General features: G+C 56.7%; 24 protein-coding genes. 13 read left to right on the top strand and 11 right to left on the bottom strand.

Going from position 1 to position 25,136, the window contains the following annotated elements:
• The first annotated feature begins 27 nt into the window (after positions 1 to 27).
• From hflK to KFJ24_RS09710, 4 genes are all read left to right on the top strand, one after another.
• Positions 28 to 1,215, top strand: a complete 1,188-nt coding sequence (hflK, locus tag KFJ24_RS09725; protein WP_250830871.1) for an FtsH protease activity modulator HflK — start codon at positions 28 to 30, stop codon at positions 1,213 to 1,215.
• Positions 1,216 to 1,217: 2 nt separating this feature from the next.
• Entirely contained in the window at positions 1,218 to 2,093 is an 876-nt protein-coding gene (hflC, locus tag KFJ24_RS09720) for a protease modulator HflC (protein WP_250830870.1), read from the top strand.
• A gap of 182 nt (positions 2,094 to 2,275) precedes the next feature.
• A complete protein-coding gene (locus tag KFJ24_RS09715; protein WP_250830869.1) occupies positions 2,276 to 3,457 on the top strand; it encodes an ATP phosphoribosyltransferase regulatory subunit in 1,182 nt (393 codons plus the stop codon).
• Between the two features lie 84 nt (positions 3,458 to 3,541).
• On the top strand, positions 3,542 to 4,837 hold the full coding sequence (locus KFJ24_RS09710; protein ID WP_250830868.1) for an adenylosuccinate synthase: 1,296 nt from the start codon (positions 3,542 to 3,544) through the stop codon (positions 4,835 to 4,837).
• 56 nt (positions 4,838 to 4,893) lie between these two features.
• On the opposite strand, the gene cmoB is transcribed toward KFJ24_RS09710, so the two are convergent.
• From cmoB to KFJ24_RS09685, 5 genes are read right to left on the bottom strand one after another with little or no spacing between them, the layout of a single operon-like run.
• Positions 4,894 to 5,886: a tRNA 5-methoxyuridine(34)/uridine 5-oxyacetic acid(34) synthase CmoB gene (gene cmoB / locus KFJ24_RS09705; protein WP_250830867.1), complete on the bottom strand. Its 993-nt coding sequence runs from the start codon at positions 5,884 to 5,886 to the stop codon at positions 4,894 to 4,896.
• A gap of 16 nt (positions 5,887 to 5,902) precedes the next feature.
• On the bottom strand, positions 5,903 to 6,667 hold the full coding sequence (gene cmoA / locus KFJ24_RS09700; protein ID WP_250830866.1) for a carboxy-S-adenosyl-L-methionine synthase CmoA: 765 nt from the start codon (positions 6,665 to 6,667) through the stop codon (positions 5,903 to 5,905).
• Positions 6,660 to 7,028 (bottom strand): kinase, encoded by a 369-nt coding sequence (locus KFJ24_RS09695; RefSeq protein ID WP_250830865.1) that lies wholly within the window; start codon positions 7,026 to 7,028, stop codon positions 6,660 to 6,662. The genes cmoA and KFJ24_RS09695 overlap by 8 nt, the downstream gene beginning before the upstream one ends.
• A 33-nt stretch (positions 7,029 to 7,061) precedes the next feature.
• A complete protein-coding gene (locus KFJ24_RS09690; RefSeq protein WP_250830864.1) occupies positions 7,062 to 8,078 on the bottom strand; it encodes a serine/threonine protein kinase in 1,017 nt (338 codons plus the stop codon).
• 10 nt (positions 8,079 to 8,088) lie between these two features.
• A complete protein-coding gene (locus tag KFJ24_RS09685; RefSeq protein ID WP_250830863.1) occupies positions 8,089 to 8,511 on the bottom strand; it encodes a hypothetical protein in 423 nt (140 codons plus the stop codon).
• A 154-nt stretch (positions 8,512 to 8,665) separates the two neighbouring features.
• Between KFJ24_RS09685 and KFJ24_RS09680 the strand changes: the two genes are divergently transcribed.
• A complete protein-coding gene (locus KFJ24_RS09680) occupies positions 8,666 to 9,775 on the top strand; it encodes an NAD(P)/FAD-dependent oxidoreductase (RefSeq protein ID WP_250830862.1) in 1,110 nt (369 codons plus the stop codon).
• Here KFJ24_RS09680 and KFJ24_RS09675 read toward each other — a convergent pair.
• Entirely contained in the window at positions 9,772 to 10,308 is a 537-nt protein-coding gene (locus KFJ24_RS09675) for a ComF family protein (protein ID WP_250830861.1), read from the bottom strand. The genes KFJ24_RS09680 and KFJ24_RS09675 overlap by 4 nt on opposite strands.
• Before the next feature lie 248 nt (positions 10,309 to 10,556).
• On the opposite strand from KFJ24_RS09675, the gene bioB reads away from it, so the two are divergent.
• The 8 genes from bioB to KFJ24_RS09635 all read left to right on the top strand — a co-directional run bounded on the left by bioB (position 10,557) and on the right by KFJ24_RS09635 (position 19,638).
• Positions 10,557 to 11,633: a biotin synthase BioB gene (gene bioB / locus KFJ24_RS09670; RefSeq protein ID WP_250830860.1), complete on the top strand. Its 1,077-nt coding sequence runs from the start codon at positions 10,557 to 10,559 to the stop codon at positions 11,631 to 11,633.
• 164 nt (positions 11,634 to 11,797) lie between these two features.
• The gene (gene bioF / locus KFJ24_RS09665) at positions 11,798 to 12,973 is read left to right on the top strand and encodes an 8-amino-7-oxononanoate synthase (RefSeq protein ID WP_250830859.1); all 1,176 of its coding nucleotides are present in this window, start codon (positions 11,798 to 11,800) and stop codon (positions 12,971 to 12,973) included.
• A 35-nt stretch (positions 12,974 to 13,008) separates the two neighbouring features.
• Positions 13,009 to 13,815 carry a malonyl-ACP O-methyltransferase BioC gene (gene bioC, locus KFJ24_RS09660; protein WP_250830858.1) on the top strand — a complete coding sequence of 269 codons (807 nt, stop codon included), beginning with the start codon at positions 13,009 to 13,011 and terminating at the stop codon, positions 13,813 to 13,815.
• A 37-nt stretch (positions 13,816 to 13,852) separates the two neighbouring features.
• On the top strand, positions 13,853 to 14,545 hold the full coding sequence (bioD, locus tag KFJ24_RS09655) for a dethiobiotin synthase (protein WP_250830857.1): 693 nt from the start codon (positions 13,853 to 13,855) through the stop codon (positions 14,543 to 14,545).
• Between the two features lie 51 nt (positions 14,546 to 14,596).
• Positions 14,597 to 14,842 carry a flagellar biosynthesis protein FlgE gene (locus KFJ24_RS09650; protein WP_250830856.1) on the top strand — a complete coding sequence of 82 codons (246 nt, stop codon included), beginning with the start codon at positions 14,597 to 14,599 and terminating at the stop codon, positions 14,840 to 14,842.
• A 123-nt stretch (positions 14,843 to 14,965) separates the two neighbouring features.
• Positions 14,966 to 15,562, top strand: a complete 597-nt coding sequence (locus KFJ24_RS09645) for a putative metalloprotease CJM1_0395 family protein (RefSeq protein ID WP_250830855.1) — start codon at positions 14,966 to 14,968, stop codon at positions 15,560 to 15,562.
• 271 nt (positions 15,563 to 15,833) lie between these two features.
• Positions 15,834 to 17,633: an acyl-CoA dehydrogenase C-terminal domain-containing protein gene (locus KFJ24_RS09640; RefSeq protein WP_250830854.1), complete on the top strand. Its 1,800-nt coding sequence runs from the start codon at positions 15,834 to 15,836 to the stop codon at positions 17,631 to 17,633.
• 208 nt (positions 17,634 to 17,841) lie between these two features.
• Positions 17,842 to 19,638 (top strand): acyl-CoA dehydrogenase C-terminal domain-containing protein, encoded by a 1,797-nt coding sequence (locus tag KFJ24_RS09635; protein WP_250830853.1) that lies wholly within the window; start codon positions 17,842 to 17,844, stop codon positions 19,636 to 19,638.
• 73 nt (positions 19,639 to 19,711) lie between these two features.
• On the opposite strand, the gene KFJ24_RS09630 is transcribed toward KFJ24_RS09635, so the two are convergent.
• The 5 genes from KFJ24_RS09630 to leuS all read right to left on the bottom strand — a co-directional run bounded on the left by KFJ24_RS09630 (position 19,712) and on the right by leuS (position 25,071).
• Complete coding sequence (locus KFJ24_RS09630; RefSeq protein WP_250830852.1) at positions 19,712 to 20,347, bottom strand: endonuclease; 636 nt, start codon at positions 20,345 to 20,347, stop codon at positions 19,712 to 19,714.
• A 173-nt stretch (positions 20,348 to 20,520) separates the two neighbouring features.
• Positions 20,521 to 20,784, bottom strand: a complete 264-nt coding sequence (locus KFJ24_RS09625; RefSeq protein WP_250830851.1) for a hypothetical protein — start codon at positions 20,782 to 20,784, stop codon at positions 20,521 to 20,523.
• A 111-nt stretch (positions 20,785 to 20,895) separates the two neighbouring features.
• Positions 20,896 to 21,903, bottom strand: coding sequence for a DNA polymerase III subunit delta (gene holA / locus KFJ24_RS09620; RefSeq protein ID WP_250830850.1), 1,008 nt, complete (start codon positions 21,901 to 21,903; stop codon positions 20,896 to 20,898).
• A complete protein-coding gene (gene lptE / locus KFJ24_RS09615) occupies positions 21,900 to 22,484 on the bottom strand; it encodes an LPS assembly lipoprotein LptE (protein WP_250830849.1) in 585 nt (194 codons plus the stop codon). Before lptE ends, holA begins: the two co-directional genes overlap by 4 nt.
• Before the next feature lies 1 nt (position 22,485).
• Positions 22,486 to 25,071 carry a leucine--tRNA ligase gene (leuS, locus tag KFJ24_RS09610; RefSeq protein WP_250832614.1) on the bottom strand — a complete coding sequence of 862 codons (2,586 nt, stop codon included), beginning with the start codon at positions 25,069 to 25,071 and terminating at the stop codon, positions 22,486 to 22,488.
• Between the last annotated feature and the right edge of the window lie 65 nt (positions 25,072 to 25,136).

The following is a 25,136-nucleotide window of genomic DNA, read 5'->3' as shown; positions in this document are numbered from 1 at the left end:
TTCTATAAGTCAGGAACGGAGAGAACTATGGCCTGGAACGAACCGGGTGGAAACCGTAACGACAATGATCCCTGGGGTACCGGTGGTGGTCGTCGCGGCAATGATCAGGGGCCGCCGGATCTCGATGAGGCGCTGAAAAAGGGTCTCGACAAGCTGAACAAGATGCTTGGTGGCAAAGGCGGAAAGTCAGGTGGAAGCGGAGGCAGCTCTGGCGGAAGTGCCGGCAGTTTCGGTGCCGTGCTGGCGATTGCCGCGATTCTGGTCGTCGGCTATGTGGTTTTCCAGTCGTTCTACACCGTGAACGAACAGGAGCGGGCGGTTGTGCTCCGCTTCGGTGAATACAACCGGACTGAGAGTCCTGGTCTGCGCTTCAAGGTGCCGTTGATTGATGACGTCACCAAGGTGCGGGTTACCAGTGTTCGTACGGCTGAATCGAGCGGCCAGATGCTGACCCAGGACGAAAACCTGGTCACCGTAGATCTGCAGGTCCAGTACCGTGTGTCTGACGCTCAGTCCTACGTGCTGAACGTTCGTGACTCAAACCAGGCCCTGGCCTTTGCAACCGACAGCGCCCTGCGTCACGAGGTAGGTAGTTCCTCCCTGGACGACGTGCTGACAGAAGGTCGTGCAGAGCTGGCGGTCCGCGTAGAACAGCGGCTCCAGAGCTTCCTCGTCGAGTATGGTACTGGCCTGGAAATTGTCCGGGTTAACGTTGAAAGCACCCAGCCGCCTCCTGCGGTTCAGGATGCATTCCGGGAAGTCCAGCGTGCCCGTGAAGATGAACAGCAGGTCAAAGAGGAAGCCGAAACCTATCGTAACAAGGTGGTTCCGGAGGCTCGTGGTCAGGCTCAGCGCATGATTGAGGAAGCCAGCGCCTACAAGCAGCAGGTCATTGAGCGTGCCCGTGGTGAAACCTCCCGCTTCCTGCAGTTGCTGGCGGTCTACCAGAACGCTCCCATAGTCACCCGTGAGCGCATGTATCTGCAGACGCTTGAGACGGTGCTGTCCAACAGCAGCAAAATCCTGGTGGATACCGAAAGCAGCGGCAATATGATGTACCTTCCGCTGGATCGTCTGACCCAGGGATCCTTGCCTCGTTCTTCTGGCAGGTCTACTGGCACCAGTAATGATCAGACCGATATTCAGGCGCTGACAGACCGGGTACTGCAGGAGCTTCGCTCCAGGCAGGACACTAACGTACGGAGGAGCAGATAATTATGGGACCTAAAGGTGTCGTGGGCCTTGCAGGCGCCCTCATTGTCGTCCTGCTGGTTTTATCCAGTGTGTATATCATCCCCGAAACTCATCGGGGCGTGATGCTCCGGTTCGGGGAGCTGGTGGAAACGGATATTCAGGCGGGTATTCATTTCAAGGTTCCGGTGATTGATCAGGTCCGGGAGTTTGATATCCGGGTACTGACCATGGACCTTCCTTCCCGCCAGTATCTGACGGTCGAGAAGAAACCGCTGGACGTGGACTCCTACATTGCCTGGAAGATTCTCAATGTGGATCAGTTCTACCGGGCAACCGGTGGCGACGAGTTCCGTGCCCAGTCGCTGCTCTTGTCCCGCGTGGATAATGGTCTGCGGGATGAGTTCGGTATCCGGACCATGCACGAAGTGGTATCGGGTCAGCGGGATGAGCTGATGCATACCTTGCGGGACCGCGTTAACGAAACATCCGTGAAGGAATTTGGTATCGAAGTGCTCGACGTGCGGGTTAAAGCGATAGAATTTCCTGGCCAGGTTAGTGAAAATGTGTATCGCCGTATGGCCACAGAGCGCGAAAAGCTCGCTCAGGAATTCCGCTCACGCGGCAAGGAGCTGGCCGAGGGTATTCGTGCCGACGCCGATCGCCAGCGCACGGTTGTTCTGGCAGAGGCGTTTGCGGAATCCGAGGAAACCCGGGGTGAGGGCGACGGCCAGGCGGCTGAAATCTATGCAAACGCCTATGGCTCTAACGCCGAGTTTTACAGCTTCTACAGGAGTCTTGAGGCCTATCGGAATACCTTTTCGAGCAAGGACGATATCATGGTCATTGACTCCAAAAGTGACTTCATGAAATTCCTGAAGGATCCCCAGGGCCCTCGCTAAAGCCCTAAACCGGGAGTCGAAAACCGGAATACCTCGGTATTCCGGTTTTTTTGTGCCGGCCAACCGTGTAAAATTCTGGCGGTTTTGTTCCGGGTTTTTTCCTTTCCCGGCATTCGCCCTAAATCCTGTGTAATCCCCGCGGCAATTGTTGCCGGAGCGGGCCTGACGGACAACGTAATCTCATGACAGTATCTGATCGCTGGTTACTGCCGGACGGGGTAGAGGACATTCTGCCGCCTCTGGCCGGACGGATCGAATCCCTGCGCCGGGATGTAATGGATACCTGCCAGCGCTGGGGCTACCAGCTGGTAATCCCACCGCTGATCGAATACCTCGAGTCACTGTTTACCGGTACGGGCAACGATCTGGAGCTGCAGACGTTCAAGCTGACTGATCAGTTGACTGGCCGAATGATGGGTGTTCGCGCGGATATGACCCCCCAGGCGGCTCGAATTGACGCCCATACGCTCAGTCAGGAAGGTATCACCCGGCTCTGCTATGCCGGTCATGTTCTGCATACCCGTCCCCGGCACATGCTGACTGGCCGGACACCGATCCAGGCCGGTTGTGAGTTGTTTGGCAGCGAATCCGAATCTGCGGATATGGAAGTAATCAGCCTCATGCTGGAGATGCTTCGTGTGGCAGGCCTGCCAAAAATTCATCTGGACCTTGCTCATGTTTCTATCTACGAGAGCCTGATCGGTGCGGGTGAATTCGACCGCGATACCGAAGCCGCGATTTTTGATGCCATGGCTCGTAAATCGGTCCCTGAGCTGGATGAGTTGCTGGGTGAGTGCCCCGCGAATTCCGCTGGCGCTCGTCTGAGGGAGTTGGCACGGGTCAGTGGCGGCCCGGAAGCTCTCGTGACGGCACGTCGTATTCTTCAGGGCGCCTCGGAAAATCTTGATGCAGCTCTCGAGAAGCTGGGTCGTGTTTCCGACATGCTCGCAAGGGATTTCCCGGAAGTGAGTTTCGGTTTCGATTTCTGTGAGCTCAGGGGTTACAACTACCATACCGGTCTGGTGTTTGCTGCCTATGTGCCGGGTCATGGTGACTCGGTCGCCAAAGGTGGACGCTACGACGCCATAGGTAGTGATTTTGGCAGGGCTCGACCGGCGACCGGTTTCAGTCTTGATATCCGTTCGCTGGTGTCACTGGGCGAGAGGGTCCAGAGGCGCGCCGGGGCGGTCTGGGCGCCGGCTGATTCTGATCCTGCGTTGGAAGGGGTGATCTCCGGTCTGCGAATGACTGAAACAGTCATCCGGGCTCTACCGGAGGATGAAGGTTTTGATCCGGCGGCCAGAGGCTGCGATCGGAAACTGGTCAAACAGGGCGGCCAGTGGGTCGTTGAGAAGCTGAACTGAGGTCCACCGGGACATCGGTGAACTCACTTACAGGTAAATATGCGAAACGCCTGTCCTCCGGGGCAGCCGCACTGAGAGAGAATCATGGGTAAAAACGTTGTTGTGCTGGGCACCCAATGGGGTGATGAAGGCAAGGGTAAGATTGTTGACCTGCTAACCGACAAGGTTGCGGCCGTCGTCCGTTTTCAGGGTGGTCACAATGCTGGCCATACGCTGGTGATTGATGGCAAGAAAACGGCCTTGCACCTGATTCCTTCCGGCATTCTTCGTCAGCACGTTTACTGCCTGATTGGCAACGGCGTGGTTCTGTCTCCTGAGGCGCTTCTGAAAGAAGTGCGTGAGCTGGAAGCCAATGGTGTCGCCGTTCGCGACCGGCTGCGTATCAGCCTGGCCTGTCCCATTATCCTGCGAACGCATGTTCGTATCGACCAGGCCCGTGAGCGGGCCCGCGGTAACGACAAGATTGGCACCACCGGTCGGGGTATTGGCCCCGCCTATGAGGACAAGGTTTCGCGTCGCGGTGTCCGCCTCGGTGATCTCTGCAATCCTGGCGATTTCGAGGTCAAGTTGCGGGAAATTATGTCCTACCACAATTTTGTGCTGACAGAGTATTTCAAGGAAGAGCCTGAAGATATCGACGCGGCTCTGGAAGAACTCAAACAGATGGGTGAAGAAATCCTGCCGATGGCGGCGGACGTCACCGACATGCTGCACGACTTCCGCAAGCGTGGTGAGCATATCCTGTTCGAGGGCGCCCAGGGTTCTTTGCTGGACATCGATCTGGGTACCTATCCGTACGTTACGTCGTCCAACACCACGGCTGGTGGCACCGCCACCGGTTCCGGCTTCGGTCCGTTGTTCCTGGATTATGTTCTGGGCATCACCAAAGCGTATACCACCCGTGTGGGTTCCGGTCCGTTCCCGACCGAGCTGTTTGACGATATGGGGCATCATCTGGCGGTTAAAGGCAATGAGATTGGCACCACCACCGGCCGTTCCCGTCGTTGTGGCTGGTTTGACGCCGTCGCGCTGCGTCATGCCATCCAGATCAACAGCGTGTCCGGCATCTGTCTGACCAAGCTGGACGTTCTGGACGGACTGGAGACCGTGAAGGTGTGTGTGGGTTACAAGACCCCGAATGGCGAGATCTTCCGCCCGCCTATCGGCTGCGACAGCTACAAGGACATTGAGCCGATTTACGAGGATCTGCCGGGCTGGAGCGATAGTACCGTGGGTCTGACCAGTGTTGATCAGCTGCCGGAAAACGCCAAGGCTTACATCCGCTTCCTGGAGGAGCAGATCGAGGCACCGATCGACATCATTTCCACCGGCCCTGACCGGATCGAGACTATTACCCTGCGCCATCCGTTCGGCGAATAATCGGTACGGTCAAAAAAAGCCGCCCTGCAGAAATCTGCACGGCGGCTTTTTTGTGCTCAGGGTTTCTCGGCAATGATCGTCGCTCGCTTCGGGCCAGGGTAGCCTTCAATTGTCCGGGCGGGATCGGCCGGATCCAGAAAATCCTGAAGTGAGTTGAAGCGCATCCAGTCCGTACTGCGTTGCTCAGCTGTGGTGGTGTCGGTGACGTCCACCACTCGCGCATTGCGGAAGCCGGTCCGTTCCAGCCAGCGAATCAGGGTGTCACAGCTGGGGAGAAACCAGACGTTGCGCATCTGCCCGTAGCGGTCTTCCGGCATCAGGCTGTAGCCTTCAGGTCCGTCCACGACCAGAGTTTCCAGCACCAGTTCGCCGCCTCGGCGCAGGGTGCCTTTTAGCTCCAGCAGGTGATCAAGGGGCGATCGGCGATGGTAGAGCACCCCCATGGAGAAGGTGGTATCGAAAGCCTCCAAATTCCCTGGCAGGTCTTCCATTTTTACGGGCAGGAGGTCGACCGGAACGTCGCCAAGATAGTGTTTGACACTCAGGAACTGAAACATAAAGAGCAGACCCGGGTCGATACCAATGACCCGTCCTGCGCCCTCGCCCAGCATGCGCCAGCAGTGATATCCGGACCCGCATCCTACGTCCAGGATTCGGCGACCAGACAGGTCGGCAAGAAACGGAGATACCCGGTCCCACTTCCAGTCAGAGTGCCATTCGGTGTCTATGTAGGTTCCGAAGAAGTCAAAGGGACCTTTGCGCCATGGCATCAAGCCCCGGAGCGCCATTTCCAGCTGCGCTAGCTTGTTTTCCGGTAGCGGATTGGAAGTGCTCAGTGTTATGGCAGCGGTATTAAGGTCAGCATTGACCGGTGCTACCTCGGGCAGGGCGCCCAGAGCTGACAGCCAGCGATCAAGGTCACCATGAGGGTTGTCGTCGAAACGGTGGGTGAGCTGCTCACGGAGCCGGTCCGACCAGCTGTCTTGTCCGGTCTCTGAAAGCTCCTGCAATAGTGGTTGGAAGTGTTTTCGCCAGTCAAAGTTAGCCATGGTTCTCGGAGTATGTTCAGTCGGCCTTGATGGCCAGCATGGAGACAAAGTTGAAACACTGGTACCAGACCAGGACTTGCTCAAATCCGGCGTCCAGTAGTCGTTTTTTATGGGTGGCGAGAGTTTCCGGAATCAGCACCTGTTCAATCGCCGAGCGCTTCTGGCTTATCTCCAGGTCGGAATAGCCGTTTGCACGCTTGAACTCATGGTGCAGGCGGGTCTGGGTATCCTGTTCCTCGTCCGACTCAAAGCGGATCTTTTCGGACAGTATTAACACGCCACCCGGGCGCGTCGCACCGGCGATACGTGCGAGCAGGTTGGCTCGCTCTTCTGGAGGAACAAACTGAAGCGTGAAGTTCAGCGTTGTCACCGAGGCGTTACTGAGCTCTGTCTCCAGAATGTCCTCGCAACGAAGTGAAACCGGCAGCGGACTGTCGTCCAGTGCGATGTGGTGTTCGCATCGCTCGATCATGGCGCTCGAATTATCAACGCCAACCAAGGTGCAATTCTCGTATGGAATGCCGTGGCGCATTGCCAGCGCGGATGCCCCCAGTGAGCAGCCAAGGTCATAACAGTTGGAACCGGCCTGGACGTACTGCTCGGTAATAACCTCGATCATCGGAATGATGGTGGTATAGCCTGGAACCGAACGGCGAATCATGTCGGGGAAAACCCGAGCGACCGATGCATCGAAACGGAAATCTTCTGGTCGACGCTCGGTGGCAAAGAGCCGGTCCGTCAGCTGTTCCGGCGGCCTGGAAGGGCTGCTGGGTTTACTCATCGTCGGCAGGCTCCCCGGCATTCTCCGGCACGGCTGGGGCTGTCGGTGAAGGTCGGGCGCAACGTACGCCACGGTTCTTGTAGTCCACAAGAATGCCCCTGAAAGACGGATCCACGTCCGCGGCAACGGCGAGATAACCGTTCTCGCAGGCGGCATGAAGCTCGGACGCCTTCGGCGACATTCGGAAAGGTTCGTCCGGAGTAACATGAATCGCCTGAAAATCGCCGACCGGTACGTGATCCTTGTTGTCGGAATGGTCAATTCTGCCGCTGACTTCCAGGGCCAATACGGTTCCTACAATCGCAACCAGGGCGGTTACAATCAGACTGCGGACGGTATAGCGGGCCTCATTCTGGCTCATGTTTTCCTCATGTTGGGGTAGTAAACGAAGTTATCAGTACTGGCCAGGGAGCGAGATCGAAGGCGCCTGCAGCGCGGCCAGTTGTTCCCGGAGTGACAGCACCTGATCCGACCAGAATCTTGGTTGGGCAAACCACGGGAAAAACCGGGGAAAGGCGGGGTCATCCCAGCGTTTTGCCAGCCAGGCGCAATGGGCGATCTGCCGGTAACAACGCAATGGTTCAATCAGGTGACGTTCCCTCCGGTTGAAGTCACGGAACATTTCATAGCCCTCCAGAAGTTCTCCCAGTTGGGCCCCCCGCTCTGAATCCTCTCCATTCAGGAGTAACCACATGTCCTGGATGGCAGGTCCGGAGCGACAGTCATCAAGATCCACGAATAGCATCTGTTCATCCCGGCACAGAATGTTGCCCGCGTGACAGTCGCCGTGGAGTCGCAGGCTTTCAACGGGACCGGTATCATCAATGCATGCGCCACAATAACGGATAAGGTCCGGAATCAGGCTGTCCCAGGCTGGTCGCAAGTCTTGCGGGATCCAGTTGCCCTTGATCAGCAGCCGATTGTTGGCCTCAATGCCTTCCAGCAGAGAAAACCGGGGACGATGTTCAAAGGGTTTCTTTGCGCCAATATTGTGCAGTTGGCCCAGCCACTGCCCGAGCCGGTATAGGGTGTCGGTAACACTGACGTCTGGAGCCTGCCCTCCACGCTGGGAAAAAACCGCAAAGAAAAAGTCACCATGCTGCCCCAGTGTGTCTCCTGAAGGCATTGCCAGCGGTGCGACAACGGGAATATCTGCGTCCAGCAACTCCAGGGTAAACTCATGCTCCTCCCGGATCTGCGACTCCGTCCAGCGCCCGGGACGGTAGAACTTGGCGATCACCGGTGGGCCCTCATCCAGCCCAACCTGGTATACCCTGTTTTCATAGCTGTTGAGTGCGAACAGGCGACCGCTCACCGCAAAGCCCGCCTCTTCCATGGCATCCAGAATGGTATCGGGTTTCAGTGAGTCGTAGGGGTGGGGCGATGTAGCAAGTGCCGGATCGTGAGTCATAAAAAGATTTTCAGAGCCCTGTGTCGTATTTGGAGTTCATCGACTGAAGATGGTACCAGTTTTCATCCAGTTCCCAGCGAATCCGGTTTATACCTGAAGTGCCGAGGACAATATCCCCCGCTCGGGCCTGAACCTGAGCCAGTTCACGCTCCGCTCTCTGCCAGTCTCTGTGACTGTCGCCCAGGTTGCGCATGCTAGGGAATATGGCGCCAAGAGCTTTCTGGGTAGACGTTGTATGGGAACGTAGTGAGCTCATGATGGCGGTATCGCCGTCAACTCTCAGTACTCTGTGCTGGTATGGATAATTGGCGACCATGTCATCGGTTTTCAGCCGTTCGTTCAGACTGATAACTTCAAAACCACGCCACCCCAGCCAACCGACAAATAGGGTAGCCACAATCATAACCAGAAAAAACTGCTTCCTGTCAGACATCATTCCAGGCTCCATGCACCTCTTACAGAGGGGCAGTATAACCCGTATGTCGTTCAGCGTAATGTCATGGACTGGCTGGCACTGGTTTTTCCGACATACATACGGATAGGATATTCGCTATCGGTCAGGGTGTTAAGCGCTGGAGGGCGATTGAGTGTCACAGGAAGTTCTTGAAACCCAGACGGTCGTCATTGGCGCCGGCGTGGTCGGTCTGTCGGTGGCCCGTGCACTGGCACTCGAAGGCCATGAGGTTCTGGTCCTTGAAGCGGGCGATCGTTTTGGTGAGGGGATATCGTCCCGAAACAGTGAAGTTATTCATGCCGGAATCTATTATCCGGAAAGCAGCCTGAAGGCCCGGTTGTGCGTAGATGGCCGTCGGCTGCTTTATGAATATTGCGAAAGCCATAAGGTGGCATATCGCAAGTGTGGCAAGTGGGTGGTTGCCACCGACCTCGAACAATCCGGAAGGCTTGAAACCATCAAGGACGGGGCAGCGAGTAACGGTGTCGCTCTGGAGCTGTTTGACGGTGCTTTTGTGGCTGACAGGATTCCGGACATCCGGGTTGCAGCGGGACTCTGGTCTGCTGAAACCGGTATCCTTGACACCCATGGCCTGATGCTTTCTCTGCTCGGAGAAGTGGAAGATGCCGGGGGCCAGCTTGTATTGAGGGCGCGTGTGATGGGTGCAGAGGTGAACGGGAATCGTCACCGTCTGGTGGTAGGCGGTAGCATGCCCTGCATTCTTGAGGCTGAAAACGTTATCAATGCTGCAGGGCTTGGTGCCATTCCCCTGGCCCGGGACTGGCAGGGCCTTCCCGCTGAATGCAAACCTGATCAATGGTACGCCCGGGGTGTTTATTTCAGCTACAGTGGCCGTCATCCTTTCAATCACCTTATTTACCCAGTTCCGGAACCTGGTGGCCTTGGTGTTCATCTCACGCTGGATCTTGCCGGGCAGGCCCGGTTTGGGCCGGATGTCGAGTGGATTGACCAGGAGGACTACACCGTTGATCCGCACCGCGTTCGATCCTTTATCACGGGCATCCGGTCGTGGTGGCCAGCACTCGATCCGAATCGGCTTCAGCCTGCCTACGCGGGTGTCCGGCCGAAACTGAAAGGTCCCGATGGCGGCTTCTCCGATTTCAGGATTGATGGGCCCGGGGAACATGGTGTTGAGGGCTTGGTGAACCTCTTCGGGATAGAGTCGCCTGGCCTTACATCTTGCCTGGCAATTGCAGATTTAGTGAAAGCCAGGCTGGTTTAACCGGGGGTCCGGGCAAGCGCCCAAACCTGAACATCCACGGCTCCCGCTTTTTTCAATGTTTCAGCCAGTACCCGCACAGTCGCTCCGGTCGTTACCACATCATCCACGATTGCAACCTGGCCTGGCACCGGGCCCGAAATTTCAAAAACGCCACGAAGGTTAGCCAGTCGTTGCTCCCGGTTCAGCTCCCGCTGTGCCCGCACCTTGCGACGCCTTCGAACCAGTCCGCCGGCGACAGGTATACCGAGCTCCCTGCCAAGCTGTTCAGCAATTTCCTGTGCCTGATTAAAGCCACGTTTTCTTCGGCGTTGTCTGTGCATGGGGGCCGGTATCAGCAGTTCCGGGGTGATAGCGTCTTTTTGCCTGAGATGTTTGCTCAGGTGCTGGCCAAGGCCGGCGATCAGGGGTCTGGAAAACTTTCGCAGCCCGTTGTATTTGTATCGGGCGATCATGCCATCTACCGGAAACTGATAGCGCCAGGGAATAACAGTGCGGGAAAACGGTGGTGGTGATGCCAGGCAGTCTCCACACATAAGACCGGTTGCAGCGTATGGGAGCGGTAAAGCACAGGCTCGGCAATGCCATCGGTTAATGGGCAGGTCAGCATGGCAGGGCATGCATAAGCCATTGAACGCATTGCTTGAAAGGCAGGCGACGCACAAGCCTGCCGATCTTTCCCTGTTAACCTTTGCGTCCATTAAGGTTGACAGGAAGCTCAGTCCCTTTATCATCTGTTTTATCCGTAAACCCAGACACCGGTAAAGGTTAACAGGACTTCCCCATGACCGCCACAGCACCCATCAATACGCCCCGTCACGACTGGACGCTGCAGGAAGCACGCGCACTCTTTGAATTGCCTTTCAACGATCTTTTGTTTCGCGCCCAGAGTGTGCACCGCGAACATTTTGATCCCAATGAGGTCCAGGTCAGCACATTGCTGTCGATCAAAACGGGCGCGTGTCCGGAAGACTGCAAGTACTGCCCACAAAGCGGGCATTACAATACCGGGCTGGAAAAAGAGAAACTGCTTGAAATTGAAAAGGTCGTTGCCGAAGCCCGGGCTGCCAAAGATAAGGGCGCGTCCCGGTTCTGTATGGGCGCTGCCTGGCGTAGTCCGTCGAAAAAAGACATGCCCTATGTCCTTGATATGGTTGAACAGGTTAAATCCCTGGGGCTTGAAACCTGTATGACTCTTGGCATGTTGGAGGAACATCAGGCAAAAGAACTCGCGGATGCCGGACTGGATTATTACAACCATAACCTGGATACCTCTGAGAGGTATTACAGCCATATCATTACCACCCGTACCTATCAGGATCGTCTGGATACTCTGGAAAACGTTCGTAAGGCCGGCATGAAAGTATGCTGTGGCGGCATTATGGGTATGGGTGAGGACGAAGATGACCGGGTCGGGCTGTTGGTCCAGCTGGCAAACCTGCCGCACCACCCCGAGAGCGTGCCGGTGAATATGCTGGTGAAGGTCAAGGGCACGCCGATGGAGAATGTTGAAGACCTGGATCCATTTGATTTCGTTCGTATCATCGCTATTGCCCGTATCATGATGCCCGCGTCTCATGTTCGCCTCTCCGCGGGGCGGGAGAATATGAATGAGCAAATGCAGGCGTTGTGCTTTATGGCCGGAGCCAACTCGATTTTCTACGGTGAGAAGCTGCTGACCACTGCCAATCCGGAGGCGGATGCCGATATGGAACTTTTCCGTCGCCTGGGCATTCGTCCGGAGCAGCGGGAGCAGTGTGCGTCCGAAGAGCAGGAGGAAGAGGCAATTTCCGAAGCGGTAGAGTATGAGGCGACGCGCCATATGTTCTATGACGCTACGCGGGAATCTGCTGCATCCTGAGTTGGTAGGCTATGTTCCGGGAAGCACCGAACGGGCAAGGCTTCCCGGGATACGCTACGAGCACATCCATGTGCGCTTGGGTGAAGCCGTCCCTGGCTTCACACAATCCCGGGAAGCCTTGCCCGCCCGGTGCCCAGATTACGAGTAGATCGCGGGGTGTAATTTTGCGTGATTTTGAAGGCGAGCTTGCCCAGAGAAAACAAGCCGGGCTCTATCGGACCCGTCGCCAGATTTCAGGCCCTCAGCAGCCGGTATTAACCTCTGATGGCAAGCCGTTGTTGTCATTCTGCAGTAACGATTACCTCGGGCTAGCGAATCATCCCGCCAATATCGAAGCGCTTCGCAATGCCCTGCCTGAAACAGGGCTTGGTGGTGCATCGTCACACCTAATCTGTGGCCATCACGATGCGCACCATCAGTTGGAGCAACGGCTCGCCAGGTTTACCGGTCGCAGCTCTGCGTTGTTTTTCTCCACCGGCTATATGGCAAACATGGGTGTTATTTCAGCTCTGGCCGGGCGTGGGGATACGATTTTTTCTGACCGCCTCAATCACGCCTCGATCATTGATGGCTGCATTCTCAGTCGTGCCAAGGTCCGGCGCTATGCCCATGGGGATATGGCGGAGCTTGAGGCAATGCTGGCGCAGACATCCGGCCACAAGTTGGTGGTGACGGATGGCGTGTTCAGTATGGATGGTGATGTTGCGCGGTTGAAAGAGTTGGCGCGGGTGTGCAGAACCCACGATGCCCTGCTGGTGGTCGATGATGCCCACGGTATCGGTGTGCTCGGTCCCCAGGGGCGTGGCAGCGTCGCTGAACAGGGCATGTCCGAAGAGGATGTGCCCGTGCTGATTGGTACCCTCGGAAAGGCGGTGGGCACCAGTGGTGCCTTTGTGGCCGGCTCCTCGGTGCTGATTGACTACCTGGTCCAGAAAGCGCGGACCTATATTTACACCACCGCGATGCCGCCCGCTATTGCCACGGCCACCTGCGCCAGCATTGATCTGATTGAGCGAGACGATGAGCGCCGCCAGCATCTTCGGGAGCTTGTGGCTGTGTTTCGTGAACAGGCGTCTGCCATGGGGTATGAACTGATGCCCTCCGAGACGCCGATCCAGCCCATTATGGTGGGCAACAACTGGTCTGCGCTTGAATTGAGTCGGGCGCTGGAAGAGCGGGGCTTTTTGGTGATTGCTATTCGGCCGCCCACGGTGCCAGCAGGTGAGGCCCGATTGCGGGTTACCCTCAGTGCGGCTCACAGCAAGTCGGACCTGGATCGTCTTTTGCGGGCATTGTCAGAATGCCGCCATTTGCTGGCGGAGCCGGATATCGCGGTATGACGGCAGCCTACTCATGTTTTGCCGGATCACGGTCCTTGACTGACCATTCGGCACCACCGATTGCCCAAAAGTCCATCATTGCGAAGCAATTCGGGAATGCCAGTAAAACCTACGAGGGCGCCTCCCGGTTGCAGCGGCAAATGGGGCGCGCGATGCTCGAAGCGCTGGAGGCGGACTCCGACGGCGAGCCTCTTAGAATACTGGACCTTGGCTGCGGAACAGGCTGGTTTACGAGGCGGTTGTCTCAAGCATGGCCTGCAGGTCAGGTGACCGGTGTTGATCTCTCCCCTGGCATGATCCGGCAGGCGGGCGAAAATGATGGTGCGATGATTGAGTGGGTCATCGCGGATGCTGAAGCTTTGCCGTTGCATGACCGGAGTTTTGATCTCGTTTTCAGTAATCTGATGATTCAGTGGTGCAGTGATCCCCGCCCGGTACTCGCTGAGTGTAAGCGGCTGCTCAGGCCGGGCGGGCGCCTGATGCTCTCTACGCTGTTGGATGGGACGCTTCGGGAGCTAAAGCAGGCCTGGGCCATAGCCGATCCGGGGCAAGAGCATGTGAACCGGTTCGAGTCCGAGGCTGCATTGCGAGAGCAGGTTGCTGCTGAATTGCCCGGTGCCTCTCTAGCGATTCAGACCATAACGCTGCCCTATGCCTCGCCGATGGCACTCGCCGCTGAGCTGAGGCAGTTGGGCGCAGGATTCAAGAACGAGACCCGCCGAAAAACCTTGACCGCCCCCGGCCGTGTCCGTGAAATGTGTCGGCACTACCCGAGTGAACCGGACGGTACGGCTGTTGCGAGCTACGAGGCTGCCTGGGTGCATTGGCAGCCGGCTGATTAGTCGTCAATTAACACTACATCCTGGAAACACTGAGCCCATGGCCAAAAAAACCTATTTTGTGACGGGTACCGATACTGGCGTCGGGAAAACCATGGTCTCGGCGGCCATCCTTGAGTCGGCAAAAGCTGACGGTAAGCGAACTCTTGCGATGAAGCCGATCGCATCGGGCTGTGAATCGACACCGGAAGGCCTCCGAAATGAGGACGCACTGGCCCTTCAGAGTGCTGTCACCGAAACCCTGCCGTACGACCTGATCAACCCCATTGCACTTGAGCCGGCAATTGCACCTCATGTTGCCGCAGTGAAGGCGGGCAGGATGGTCACTGCGCAACGTCTGATAGGCTTCTGCCGGGGTCTTCAGATCCGTCCGGCGGATCTGATGCTTGTTGAGGGTGCCGGTGGCTGGCGGGTGCCCCTCAACGACCGGGAAACCTATGCCAACTTACCGCGGGAGCTGGGGATGCCGGTTATTCTGGTGGTCAGTCTGAAACTCGGTTGCATCAATCATGCTTTACTGACCGCTGAGGCCATCCGGGCTGATGGCTTGCCGGTTGCGGGCTGGGTTGCTAACCGGGTAGAGCCTGAGCCCATGAGCTGCGAGCAGGAAACGCTGAACTACCTTCTCACACATCTTGGTGCGCCCTGCCTTGGCGTGTTGCCCTGGCTTGAGAAGGCGGAACCGGCGGCGCTGGCAAGTTACCTGAATATCGACCCTTTGTTTGAAAATTGACCAAAAATATGGCTTACTGGTGTCAATTATTGGTCAGTGGAAGCATTGGTTATGATCAACAATACACTCGCGGTGGGCGTTCAGGGCATCCAGGATGGCATGATCGGCATGGAAAACGCCGCCCGGAAAATAGCTCGTGGTGGCGTTGATGGCCCACAGGGAACGGCCGAAGGGGCCGGGAGCCTCGTGGAGCCAATTATTGACCTGAAGTTGTATGAACGCAGTGTTGAAGCCTCCGCGCAGGTTGTTAAGGCTGCGGATGAAACGCTTGGTACGCTTCTGGATGTGATGGCCTGAGTATCGGTCGTGAATGTAATTCCACCCAATCTCCCTGTTTCTCTTCGTTCGGGCGGCGCCCCCGCCAGCCCTCCCTCAGCTATTTATTCGGACAATGGCCGCGCTGGTAGCAATCCAGTATCTGTGTCTGAAAACCCCACGGTAACCCAGGACAAAGCTGGACCACCCGAAGACAGGAAAGGGGTAGCCGGCGCCAAGGGGGCATCCGTTGCTGAACAGGGTTTGAGTGAGGAAGAGCTCAAGCAACTCACCGAACTTAAAGCAAGGGACCGTGAAGTGCGGGCCCATGAGGCTGCGCACCAGGCGACGGGTGGCCAGTACGCCGGAGCAATGTCTTTTACCTACGAGCGTGGCCCGGATGGTGCGCAATACGCCGTGGGTGGGGAAGTGTCTATCGATGTCTCCCCGGTTCAGAGAGACCCCCAGGCTACCATCGAGAAGATGCGTGTAGTACGGGCTGCCGCTATGGCGCCGGCTGACCCCTCTGGTCAGGATCGGGCGGTTGCGGCGCAGGCTATTCAGGTAATGCTTCAGGCCCGGTCGGAGCTGGCGTCCGGAAAAAACGATGATGCAGGGAGCCCGCCGAGCTCAGCGTCTGGTGAACAGGGCACTTCCCAGTTGCGCCTGGGTCAGCAGGCCAGCGACACCTACCAGTCCGTGTCCGCCATGACGGCCGGTGCCAGCCCGCGGCAATCCGGATTCCGCCCTGCAGCTGCCTAGATACCCCGGTTTTCCGATAATCTCTCTTTCCCGGTTTTAATACCCGCAACTATCTGTATTTGTTCCCGAGCGCGCCTGCGGCGAACGTTCCTTTGGCACACCGCGACACAAATTTTTGATCGGACTATTGACAATTCTGTGCCTCTAAACGTATGTTTCAAACAAGTGTTTAATTAAGGCTGCAGCGCAGTGCGTTGCGGTGTCTGAGCAAACCCAAGGCCAGAAGCTGTCAAACCCGACTCAGCTAAGTCCGAAAATCGAGGTGGATTCCATGCCTGACTACAAAGCGCCCCTGCGTGACATCAAATTTGTAATGACCGAGTTGCTTGACAGTGAGCAGCACTACGCCAACCTGGAAGGTGCAGAAGACGCCACTCCGGATATGGTGGATGCCATTATCGGGGAAGGTGCAAAGTTCTGTGAGCAGGTTCTGTCTCCGCTGAACCAGGTGGGTGACAAAGAGGGTTGTACCTGGAGCGAAGATGGCGTGAAGACGCCGACAGGTTTCAAAGAAGCCTACCAGCAATACGTGGACGGTGGCTGGCCATCCATGACCGCCGATCCCAACTACGGTGGTCAGGGTCTGCCTCACTCTCTGGGCCTGGTCATGAGCGAGATGGTTGGCACAGCTAACTGGTCTTTTGGTATGTATCCCGGCCTGAGTCACGGTGCGACCAACACCATCGAAGAGCACGGTACTGAAGAGCAGAAGCAGACCTACCTGACCAAGCTGATCAGCGGCGAGTGGACCGGCACCATGTGTCTGACTGAGCCGCACTGCGGTTCCGATCTCGGTACCCTCCGTACCAAGGCCGAGCCGAATGCCGATGGCACCCACTCGATTACCGGCACCAAGATCTTTATCTCTGCCGGTGAGCACGACATGGCCGAGAACATTGTTCACATCGTTCTGGCACGCCTGCCCGGCGCTCCGGAAGGTACCAAGGGTATCTCCCTGTTTATCGTACCCAAGAATCTGCCGAACGAAGACGGTTCTTGCGGCGAACGCAACGCAGTGTCCTGTGGTTCCATCGAGCACAAGATGGGTATCCATGGCAACGCAACCTGTGTCATGAACTTCGACGGCGCCAAAGGCTGGTTGATCGGCCCTGAGAACAGGGGCCTGAACTGCATGTTCACGTTCATGAACACCGCGCGTATCGGCACCGCTATCCAGGGCCTCGGTGCGGCCGAGCTGGGCTTCCAGGGTTCCCTGGCCTATGCCAAAGAGCGTCTGGCCATGCGTTCCCTGAGTGGCCCGAAGAATCCAGAAGGCATTGCCGATCCGATCATCGTTCACCCGGACGTTCGTCGCATGCTGCTGACCCAGAAAGCGGTCGCTGAAGGCGCCCGTGCCCTGATCTACCTGACTTCACAGCAGGCGGATATTGTTCACAGTGGCAAGACTGAGGAAGCGCGCAAGGAAGCGGACGAGGCCCTGGGCTTCCTGACTCCGATCGCCAAGGCATTTCTGACTGAAATTGGTTACGAAGCTGCCAACCTCGGTATGCAGGTATTCGGTGGTCACGGTTTCATCTCCGAATGGGGCATGGAGCAGAACGTACGTGATGCCCGTATCGGTATGATTTATGAAGGTACCACCGGTATTCAGGCGCTTGACCTGCTGGGCCGCAAGGTTCTGATGACCCAGGGCGAGTCTCTGAAGGGTTTCACCAAACAGGTGCACGTGTTCTGCAAGGAAAATGCGGATAACGAACAGCTGAAAGAATTCCTGGAGCCGCTGGCGGCCCTGAATAAGGAGTGGGGCGATCTGACCATGAAGATCGGCATGACCGCCATGAAGAACCGTGAAGAAGTTGGTGCCGCGTCTGTGGACTACCTGATGTACTCCGGTTACGCCGTATTTGCCTATCTGTGGGCCCGTATGGCCAAGGTGGCTCTGGACAAGATGGCAGATGGGACGTCTGAGGAGATGTTCTACAACGCCAAGGTTCAGACTGCACGCTTCTACTTCAAGCGCATGCTGCCTCGTGCCAAGGGCCATGCTGAAAGCATGTTGGCCGGTGCGGACAGCCTGATGGACATGCCGGAGGAAGCCTTCGCTATCTAAGGCGCGGGCACTGAAGGTGATCAGGAAGTAAAGAGAAGGCCCGTGCTCCCCGGAGGCGGGCTTTTTTCATGAGTTGAGGTCCGTTTTTGGGTTAGAATGATCGCCCATAAAAAATAATCTGAGCGGACACATAGCCCGAGCAGGCGAGCCTGGCCAGATGGCCGTTTTGCCGCCTGAACAGACTGACTGCATTTTTGGAGAGTTATAGATGGCTGATTATCAGGCACCTCTACGTGATATGCGTTTCGTATTGAACGAAGTTTTTGATGCGCCCACTCTGTGGGCCTCTCTGCCCAAGGTGGCTGAGAATGTGGATCCGGAAACGGCCGATGCCATTCTGGAGGAAGCTGGCAAGATCAGTAGCGGTGTTTTGGCACCTCTGAACCGGGAAGGTGACGAGCAGGGCAGCAAGTGGAATGGAGGCGAAGTTACAGCGCCGGAGGGCTTTAAAGCGGCCTACCAGACCATCGTCGAAGGTGGTTGGAACGGTCTTGGCGGTAACCCTGAGTTCGGTGGAATGGGGATGCCCAAGACCCTGGTCGCACAGTTCGAAGAGATGATGCAGGGTGCCAACATGGCATTTGGTCTGGCACCTATGCTGACTGCAGGTGCCTGTCTTGCGATTGATGCCCATGGAAGCCAGGAGCTGAAAGAAAAGTATTTGCCAAACATGTACTCCGGCGTCTGGTCCGGTGCTATGGATCTGACCGAGCCTCATGCCGGGACTGATCTGGGTATCATCCGCACCAAGGCCGAGCCGAACGACGATGGCTCTTTCAATGTAACCGGCACCAAGATATTCATTACTTGGGGCGAGCACGACATGGCCGAGAACATTGTTCATCTGGTCCTCGCCAAGTTACCGGATGCGCCCAAGGGGCCGAAGGGTATTTCTCTGCTCCTGGTACCCAAATTCCTGGTGAATGAGGACGGTTCTCTGGGTGAGCGCAACAGCTTCAGCTGTGGTTCCATCGAGAAGAAGATGGGTATCAAGGGCTCCGCCACCTGCGTAATGAATTTCGATGGCGCCAGGGGTTGGCTTGTTGGCGAGGAGAACAAGGGCCTCGCAGCAATGTTTACCATGATGAACTATGAACGCCTGGGTGTAGGTATCCAGGGCATTGGCGCGGCCGAAGCCTCTTTGCAGAGTGCTCGTGAGTACGCTTTGGATCGTATCCAGAGTCGGGCGCCGACCGGAGCCCAGCAGCCAGAAAAGGCTGCAGATCCAATTCTGGTGCATCCCGACGTGCGCCGTATGTTGCTGACCATGAAGGGTTATGTGGAAGGTGGCCGTGCATTCTCAACCTATGTGGCCCAGTGGCTGGATGTCTCCAAGTACGCTGATGCCAGTGAGGAAGATCGTCGCAAGCATGCCGAAGGCATGGTGGCGTTGCTGACACCGGTGGCGAAAGCGTTTCTGACCGACCGTGGTCTGGATGCCTGTATCATGGGTCAGCAAGTCTTCGGTGGTCACGGCTTTATTCGCGAGTGGGGTCAGGAACAGCTCGTTCGCGACTGCCGGATCACCCAGATCTATGAAGGTACCAACGGTATTCAGGCGCTGGACCTGATGGGGCGCAAGGTCGTTGGCAGTCAGGGCAAGCTTTACGAACTGTTTGCCCAGGACGTCGCTTCGTTCATTGAGGAAAATGCCTCTGATGAAAACCTTCGCCCATTCCTCGAGCCGCTTGCGGCCGCCCTGGAGCGTCTATCGGACGTGACCGAACATGTGGTCAATCAGGCTTCTGACAATCCCGATGCTGTCGGTGCTGCTTCGGTAGACTACCTGGACCTGTTTGGTCTGACAGCGCTCGGCTATATGTGGGCTAAAATGGTGAAGGCGGCAGCGCCAAAAGCCGAGGGCGATAGCTCAGGTTTCTACAGCGGCAAACTTAAAACCGCGCGTTTCTATTATGATCGTCTGTTGCCGAAGACTGTTTCTCTTGCCGAGGGCATTCGCAGCGGCAGCGAATCTATGATGGCGCTCACTGCGGACGAGTTCTGATCTGCTATTAACAGTGAAGAGATACAAAAAAAAGCAGGCCTCGGGCCTGCTTTTTTTGTTCTTACAGAAATTGTCAGAGTTGCTCCATGTAGTCAGGGTTGGTTAAAAAGGGGTTTTCATTGCCCTGAATTTCGGCGACTCGTCGGTGCCGGGTCAGTTCGGTATCGTCCGGTGGGTCCAGCCGGTTCCAGCCCTGGAATACGGGCGTGGATCCCAGCCAGGGAAGGTCGTAGGTTTCCACCATATAGGCGACAGTTCGCGCGATATCGCCTTTGACTCTCTCGGGGGGCTCGAAAAAACCAGCGCTCTCGCGAATGCCGCAGTCATCCCTGTTGATAGTTTCTCCCAGGTTTTCATACCGGACGTTGCGTCGCTGCATTTCTGTTCGACTTCTCACCGGGATCATGTTGTGAAGATCCGATGCGATCTGACGGTAATGATTATCCTGCTCGCATTGTCGTGAGGTACCACAGTCCAGAGCACTGCGAATGTCTGCCAGCGGGTAAACGTAACCGTCTGTCAGGACGAAGCCTTTGCTGGTAAAAGGGGTATCGCAGAAGAACGAATTGCCGCCATCAGCGTACAGGTTGCCCCAGAATTGCTCCTTGACCACCGTGTCCGGGTCACTGAACCGGGTGTTTTGACCAATGACGACGCTTGTGGCGCATAATAGAAAGAGGGCGGTGGAAGCCAGGAAGATTTTTTTCATACGCCTGTTGCACCTCGCAGCGTCTGTAAGCGCCTTGTCGAATCAAGCCTTATGACCCGCAGGTCAGAACTATGACGCTTCGTTCACTTACACTGTGAAGTATGGCACAGAGGCGCTATCCGGGAGCGCCTCTGCGGTAGATATTTGTAGTATTGTGTTAACGGGTTAACGTTTTATTTAAGCTTCTTACGAATGTTCTCGTAACCGTTCTTGAGGTCCTCGCCCAACTTCTGGGCTGTTTGCTTCGCTTCCTGGGATGCGTTTTCTGTATCATGAAGCACCTGTTCAAGCTTGTTGCGGAAGCGGTCCCAGTCCTGTTCGAGATCGTCCCACTCGTCTTTGACGTCCTCTCCGGCGAGATGAAGCTGCACGCGGGCTTCATCACGATACTGTTTGACCTTCTCCGACAACTTCTTGAGTTCCTCTTGAATACTCATATCAAGCTCCTCCTTGGTTTGATGGTGTGCTTACAATGCGCCGTAACGTAAAAAACTGTCAAGTGTGCGTCGGGGCCTGTCTGAAATAACCTGAAGTGCCTTTGATCCAAATCAGGAACTGGGCGCGAGCAGCACGGACATATCTCGAAGGTGATGCCAGGGAGAAAGGTCATCAAAGCCCTTGGCCGCCCGATCAATCTGGCTGCAGAGCGTGATTGCACTATGAAGTTGCCCACGGTTCAGGCGCCTTGCGGCCTGTTCTAGTACCCGGGCACGTTGTGGCTGGAATACGCCTCGCTTCTTGAGGAAGCCAGCGGGGTTGTCACCCTGGCCCGCAGTTGCCTTGAGCTCCAGTATCAGGCTCAGATCCCGGGTAAGCACGGCGAGCAAGCCCAGCGGGTTTTCACCCTCCTGCTGCAGAACACCGATCATTTTACCGGCATGCGCGGCCCGACCGGCAAGCAGTTCAGTCACCAGCTCGAAGCCATTGAAACGGGAGCTGTCCTGAACAGCCTGTTCCACCGTTTCCTCGTCAATGGTGTTCCCGTTGGTCAGCAGGGCCAGGCGGTCAAGCTCCTGACTTGCGGCCAGCAGGTTCCCTTCGAGGCGTTCGCCAAGCATGGCAAGGGCCCCGCGGGTGAGGCTAAGGCCGCGACTGGATGCGCGTTGTTGTAACCAGCCCTGGAACTTGTCGGCATCCACTGGCCAAACCGGCACATGTACGCCCTTGTTCTGAAGCTCCTTGTACCACTTGCGTCGGGTTTCCGCGGCGTCGAGACGAGCGCTGATGAGCAGCAGTATGATGTCTTCCGGGGGGTCCTGAAGAACGCGCTCCAGAACTGCCCTGCCGTCGCCGAGTTTGCCGGTGGGGAGGTGGATCTCGATACGGCGGCGCTCGGCAAACAGGGACAAAGCGCTGAATTCTTCGGCCACGGCGTTCCAATCCAGCTGGTGGTCGGCATGGAAGGTGAGACGATCGTGAAAGCCTGCATCCCTTGCAGATTTGCGGATATGGTCACAGCATTCCTGAACCAGCAAAGGTTCGTCGCCGGAAACAAGATAGACGGGTGAAAGACCTTTTTTCAGGAGCTGGGGAAGTTGGGCCGGCTGGGTCTTCATGGTGATCCGCGCTGGTTGTCAGCCTCGTTTTTCGCTTTGTGCTGATCCTGAATTGCCTGAATACGCCCTTCGGTCAGCGGTGCGAGACGAAAAATAATCTGCTGAGCGAGACGGTCATCCAGCTGAATCCGCAGGTTTTCCTCTTCCCGCTGCTTTGCCAGCACGTTGGTTTCGTCGTAGCGGTAGCTTTCGCTGGCCGTGAGGCGGGTGTCGGCGATCATCGGGATGCCGTCGCTGCTGATCAGCTCCATACCTACGGAATGGCGTAACGTATACTCGGCAGCGGCCGCCTGCACGGTAATGGCCGTTGCCCGCCGGTCTTGCTCAAAGCCGTTAAGGCTCAGGGCGAATCTGGCGTCACTGGCCGGGCGAAGATCGACGCCTCCGAGCTCCAGTTGTTTGCGCAGTGACTGGCACAGGGAGGTGGGCACCTGATTCGCACAAACCACGGCAAGAGGCTGCAAGGCTGGTGAAACCGGAGGTGCACCCCGGAGCTGAAAACCGCATCCACCCAAAAGGGTTGCCAGAGCGACAACCAGTGCAGGATAGCGAGCAGCTTTCAGGCCGGCGCACAAGTTCATATCAGTTGGCCACCACGTTCACCAGCTTGCCGGGAACAACGATGACCTTTCGCACCGTGGCCCCTTCGGTAAAGCGCATAACATTCTCGTTTTCGAGTGCCAGTTTTTCCAGGTCGGCCTTGCTGATGTCAGTCGGTACATCTTCCTTACCACGAACCTTGCCGTTTACCTGCAACACCACCTGAATCTGGCTGCGCACCATGGCTTTTTCGTCGGCTTCCGGCCAACGAGCGTCGACCACAGGCTCCTCGTGACCCAGTGCCTGCCAGAGAGTGTGGCAAATGTGGGGGACGATGGGGGCCAGAACCAGCACAGCGGTGTTCAGCGCTTCCTGGCGCACGGCACGACTCTGGGGGGCGTCGTCTGACAGCTTGCCAACCTCGTTGAGTAGTTCCATAACAGCAGCAATGGCAGTGTTAAATGTCAGGCGGCGACTGACATCATCGCTGACCTTGGCGATGGTCTCATGGGTTTTCCGGCGCAGGTCCTTCTGGGCATCATTGAGTTCGGCCGCATTCAACGTTGGTGCCGGGCCAGCTGATGTGTGCTCACTTACCATGCGCCACAGGCGCTTGAGGAAACGATGCGCACCTTCCACGCCACTGTCCGACCATTCCAGTGATTGTTCGGGCGGCGCTGCGAACATCATGAACAGGCGAACCGTATCTGCTCCGTGTTGATCGATAATGGCCTGGGGATCGATGCCGTTGTTCTTGGATTTGGACATCTTGGTGACGCCACCAATTTCCACCGGCTCGCCGTCCTCTTTATGAATGGCCCTGATAACCTGACCTTTGCTGTCACGCTCAACCGTGACGTCGGCTGGCGCAATCCAGGTTGTTTTGCCGGAGTCATCTGTACGGAAGTAAGTTTCCGCCAGAACCATGCCCTGGCAAAGCAGGCGGTTAAATGGCTCGGAACTGGTTACCAGGCCTACATCACGCAGCAGCTTGTGGAAGAATCGTGCGTACAGCAGATGGAGAATAGCGTGCTCGATACCGCCGATGTATTGATCAACCGGCAGCCAATAGTTAGCAGCTGCAGGGTCCAGCATACCCTTGTCGTAGTTGGGGCTGCAGAACCGGGCGTAATACCAGGAGGATTCCATGAAGGTGTCAAAGGTATCGGTTTCCAGCGTAGCCGGCTGGCCCTCGAAGTCAGTCTTGGCCCACTCCGGATCTGCCTTGATGGGAGACTGAACGCCGTCCATCTCGACGTCTTCCGGAAGCCTGACCGGCAGCTGATCGTCGGGGACCGGACGCTCAGTGCCGTCTTCCAGTGTCATCATCGGGATTGGTGCGCCCCAGTAACGCTGGCGTGAAACACCCCAGTCTCTCAGGCGGTAGTTAACAGTCCGTTTGCCAATGCCCTGTTCTTCCAGGTACTCGGCAATTTCATCGAACGCCTCTTCACTGGTCAGTCCGCTGTATTTACCGGACGAAACAAGCGTACCTTTCTCAGTGAACGCGATCTCCTGAACGTCGATTTCCCGACCGTCTCTGGCGGCAATCACCTGTTTGATGGGCAGACGGTATTTCAGGGCAAATTCGTGATCCCGCTCATCGTGGCCCGGAACCGCCATCAGGGCACCTGTTCCGTAATCAGTGAGAACAAAGTTGGCGATCCAGACCGGGATTTCCTCCTGAGTCAGCGGATGGACAGCCTTGAAGCCGGTATCGATGCCTTTCTTTTCCATGGTGGCCAGCTCGGCCTCAGCGACCTTGCTGTTGCGGCACTCTTCCACGAATTCTGCCACATCGCGATGGCGTTCTGCCGACGCCTTTGCCAGCGGGTGCTCGGCGGCCACCGCCATGTAGCTGACCCCCATCAGGGTGTCCGGGCGGGTGGTGTATACCGTCAACCCGTCATCACTGTCTTTCAGCGGGAAGGTCAGCTCGGTACCAACGGACTTGCCGATCCAGTTACGCTGCATGGTCTTGACCTGTTCGGGCCAGTCCTCCAACTGATCCAGATCTTTCAGCAGTTCTTCGGCATAGTCGGTGATGCGGATAAACCACTGTGGGATCTTTTTCTGTTCAACCACGGCTCCTGAACGCCAGCCCCGGCCATCAACCACTTGCTCGTTGGCCAGCACTGTCTGGTCCACCGGATCCCAGTTCACGGTAGACATCTTCTTGTACACCAGGCCTTTCTCATAAAGACGGGCGAAGAACCACTGTTCCCAGCGGTAGTAGTCCGGCTTGCAGGTGGCCAGCTCGCGATTCCAGTCATAACCGAAGCCCAGTTGTTTGAGCTGGTTCTTCATGTACTCGATGTTTGCGTAGGTCCACTTGGCCGGTGCCGTCTTGTTGGCGATGGCGGCATTCTCGGCCGGCAGGCCGAACGCATCCCAGCCCATGGGTTGCATGACGTTCTTGCCCTGCATGCGCTGGTAACGGGAAATCACGTCGCCGATGGTGTAGTTGCGGACGTGACCCATGTGCAGTTTGCCGCTGGGGTAGGGGAACATCGAGAGACAGTAGTACTTTGGCTTGCCGGGCTCTTCCTTGACGGTAAAGGTGTTGTTCTCTTGCCAGAAGTTGCGGGCATGCTCTTCTACGTTACGTGGATTGTATTGCTCGTCCATTCCTGCCATTACCAAAGTTACCCTGTAGAAAAATGATGTTCGGAGCGGCCGGACATTCTAACGCA

Origin of the sequence: Marinobacter sediminum, assembly GCF_023657445.1 — a bacterium.
Lineage (GTDB): Bacteria > Pseudomonadota > Gammaproteobacteria > Pseudomonadales > Oleiphilaceae > Marinobacter > Marinobacter sediminum_A.
The sequence above is the reverse complement of the archived record's forward strand: the minus strand, read 5'-3'. Positions and strand labels throughout refer to the sequence as shown.

Excerpts from the sequence above, each read along its gene's own strand:
- hflK (WP_250830871.1), top strand. The coding sequence starts at position 28 with ATGGCCTGGAACGAACCGGGTGGAAACCGTAACGACAATGATCCCTGG.
- hflC (WP_250830870.1), top strand. The coding sequence starts at position 1,218 with ATGGGACCTAAAGGTGTCGTGGGCCTTGCAGGCGCCCTCATTGTCGTC.
- KFJ24_RS09715 (WP_250830869.1), top strand. The coding sequence starts at position 2,276 with ATGACAGTATCTGATCGCTGGTTACTGCCGGACGGGGTAGAGGACATT.
- KFJ24_RS09710 (WP_250830868.1), top strand. The coding sequence starts at position 3,542 with ATGGGTAAAAACGTTGTTGTGCTGGGCACCCAATGGGGTGATGAAGGC.
- cmoB (WP_250830867.1), bottom strand. The coding sequence starts at position 5,886 with ATGGCTAACTTTGACTGGCGAAAACACTTCCAACCACTATTGCAGGAG.
- cmoA (WP_250830866.1), bottom strand. The coding sequence starts at position 6,667 with ATGAGTAAACCCAGCAGCCCTTCCAGGCCGCCGGAACAGCTGACGGAC.
- KFJ24_RS09695 (WP_250830865.1), bottom strand. The coding sequence starts at position 7,028 with ATGAGCCAGAATGAGGCCCGCTATACCGTCCGCAGTCTGATTGTAACC.
- KFJ24_RS09690 (WP_250830864.1), bottom strand. The coding sequence starts at position 8,078 with ATGACTCACGATCCGGCACTTGCTACATCGCCCCACCCCTACGACTCA.
- KFJ24_RS09685 (WP_250830863.1), bottom strand. The coding sequence starts at position 8,511 with ATGTCTGACAGGAAGCAGTTTTTTCTGGTTATGATTGTGGCTACCCTA.
- KFJ24_RS09675 (WP_250830861.1), bottom strand. The coding sequence starts at position 10,308 with ATGTGTGGAGACTGCCTGGCATCACCACCACCGTTTTCCCGCACTGTT.
- bioB (WP_250830860.1), top strand. The coding sequence starts at position 10,557 with ATGACCGCCACAGCACCCATCAATACGCCCCGTCACGACTGGACGCTG.
- bioD (WP_250830857.1), top strand. The coding sequence starts at position 13,853 with ATGGCCAAAAAAACCTATTTTGTGACGGGTACCGATACTGGCGTCGGG.
- KFJ24_RS09650 (WP_250830856.1), top strand. The coding sequence starts at position 14,597 with ATGATCAACAATACACTCGCGGTGGGCGTTCAGGGCATCCAGGATGGC.
- KFJ24_RS09640 (WP_250830854.1), top strand. The coding sequence starts at position 15,834 with ATGCCTGACTACAAAGCGCCCCTGCGTGACATCAAATTTGTAATGACC.
- KFJ24_RS09635 (WP_250830853.1), top strand. The coding sequence starts at position 17,842 with ATGGCTGATTATCAGGCACCTCTACGTGATATGCGTTTCGTATTGAAC.
- KFJ24_RS09630 (WP_250830852.1), bottom strand. The coding sequence starts at position 20,347 with ATGAAAAAAATCTTCCTGGCTTCCACCGCCCTCTTTCTATTATGCGCC.
- KFJ24_RS09625 (WP_250830851.1), bottom strand. The coding sequence starts at position 20,784 with ATGAGTATTCAAGAGGAACTCAAGAAGTTGTCGGAGAAGGTCAAACAG.
- holA (WP_250830850.1), bottom strand. The coding sequence starts at position 21,903 with ATGAAGACCCAGCCGGCCCAACTTCCCCAGCTCCTGAAAAAAGGTCTT.
- lptE (WP_250830849.1), bottom strand. The coding sequence starts at position 22,484 with ATGAACTTGTGCGCCGGCCTGAAAGCTGCTCGCTATCCTGCACTGGTT.
- leuS (WP_250832614.1), bottom strand. The coding sequence starts at position 25,071 with ATGGACGAGCAATACAATCCACGTAACGTAGAAGAGCATGCCCGCAAC.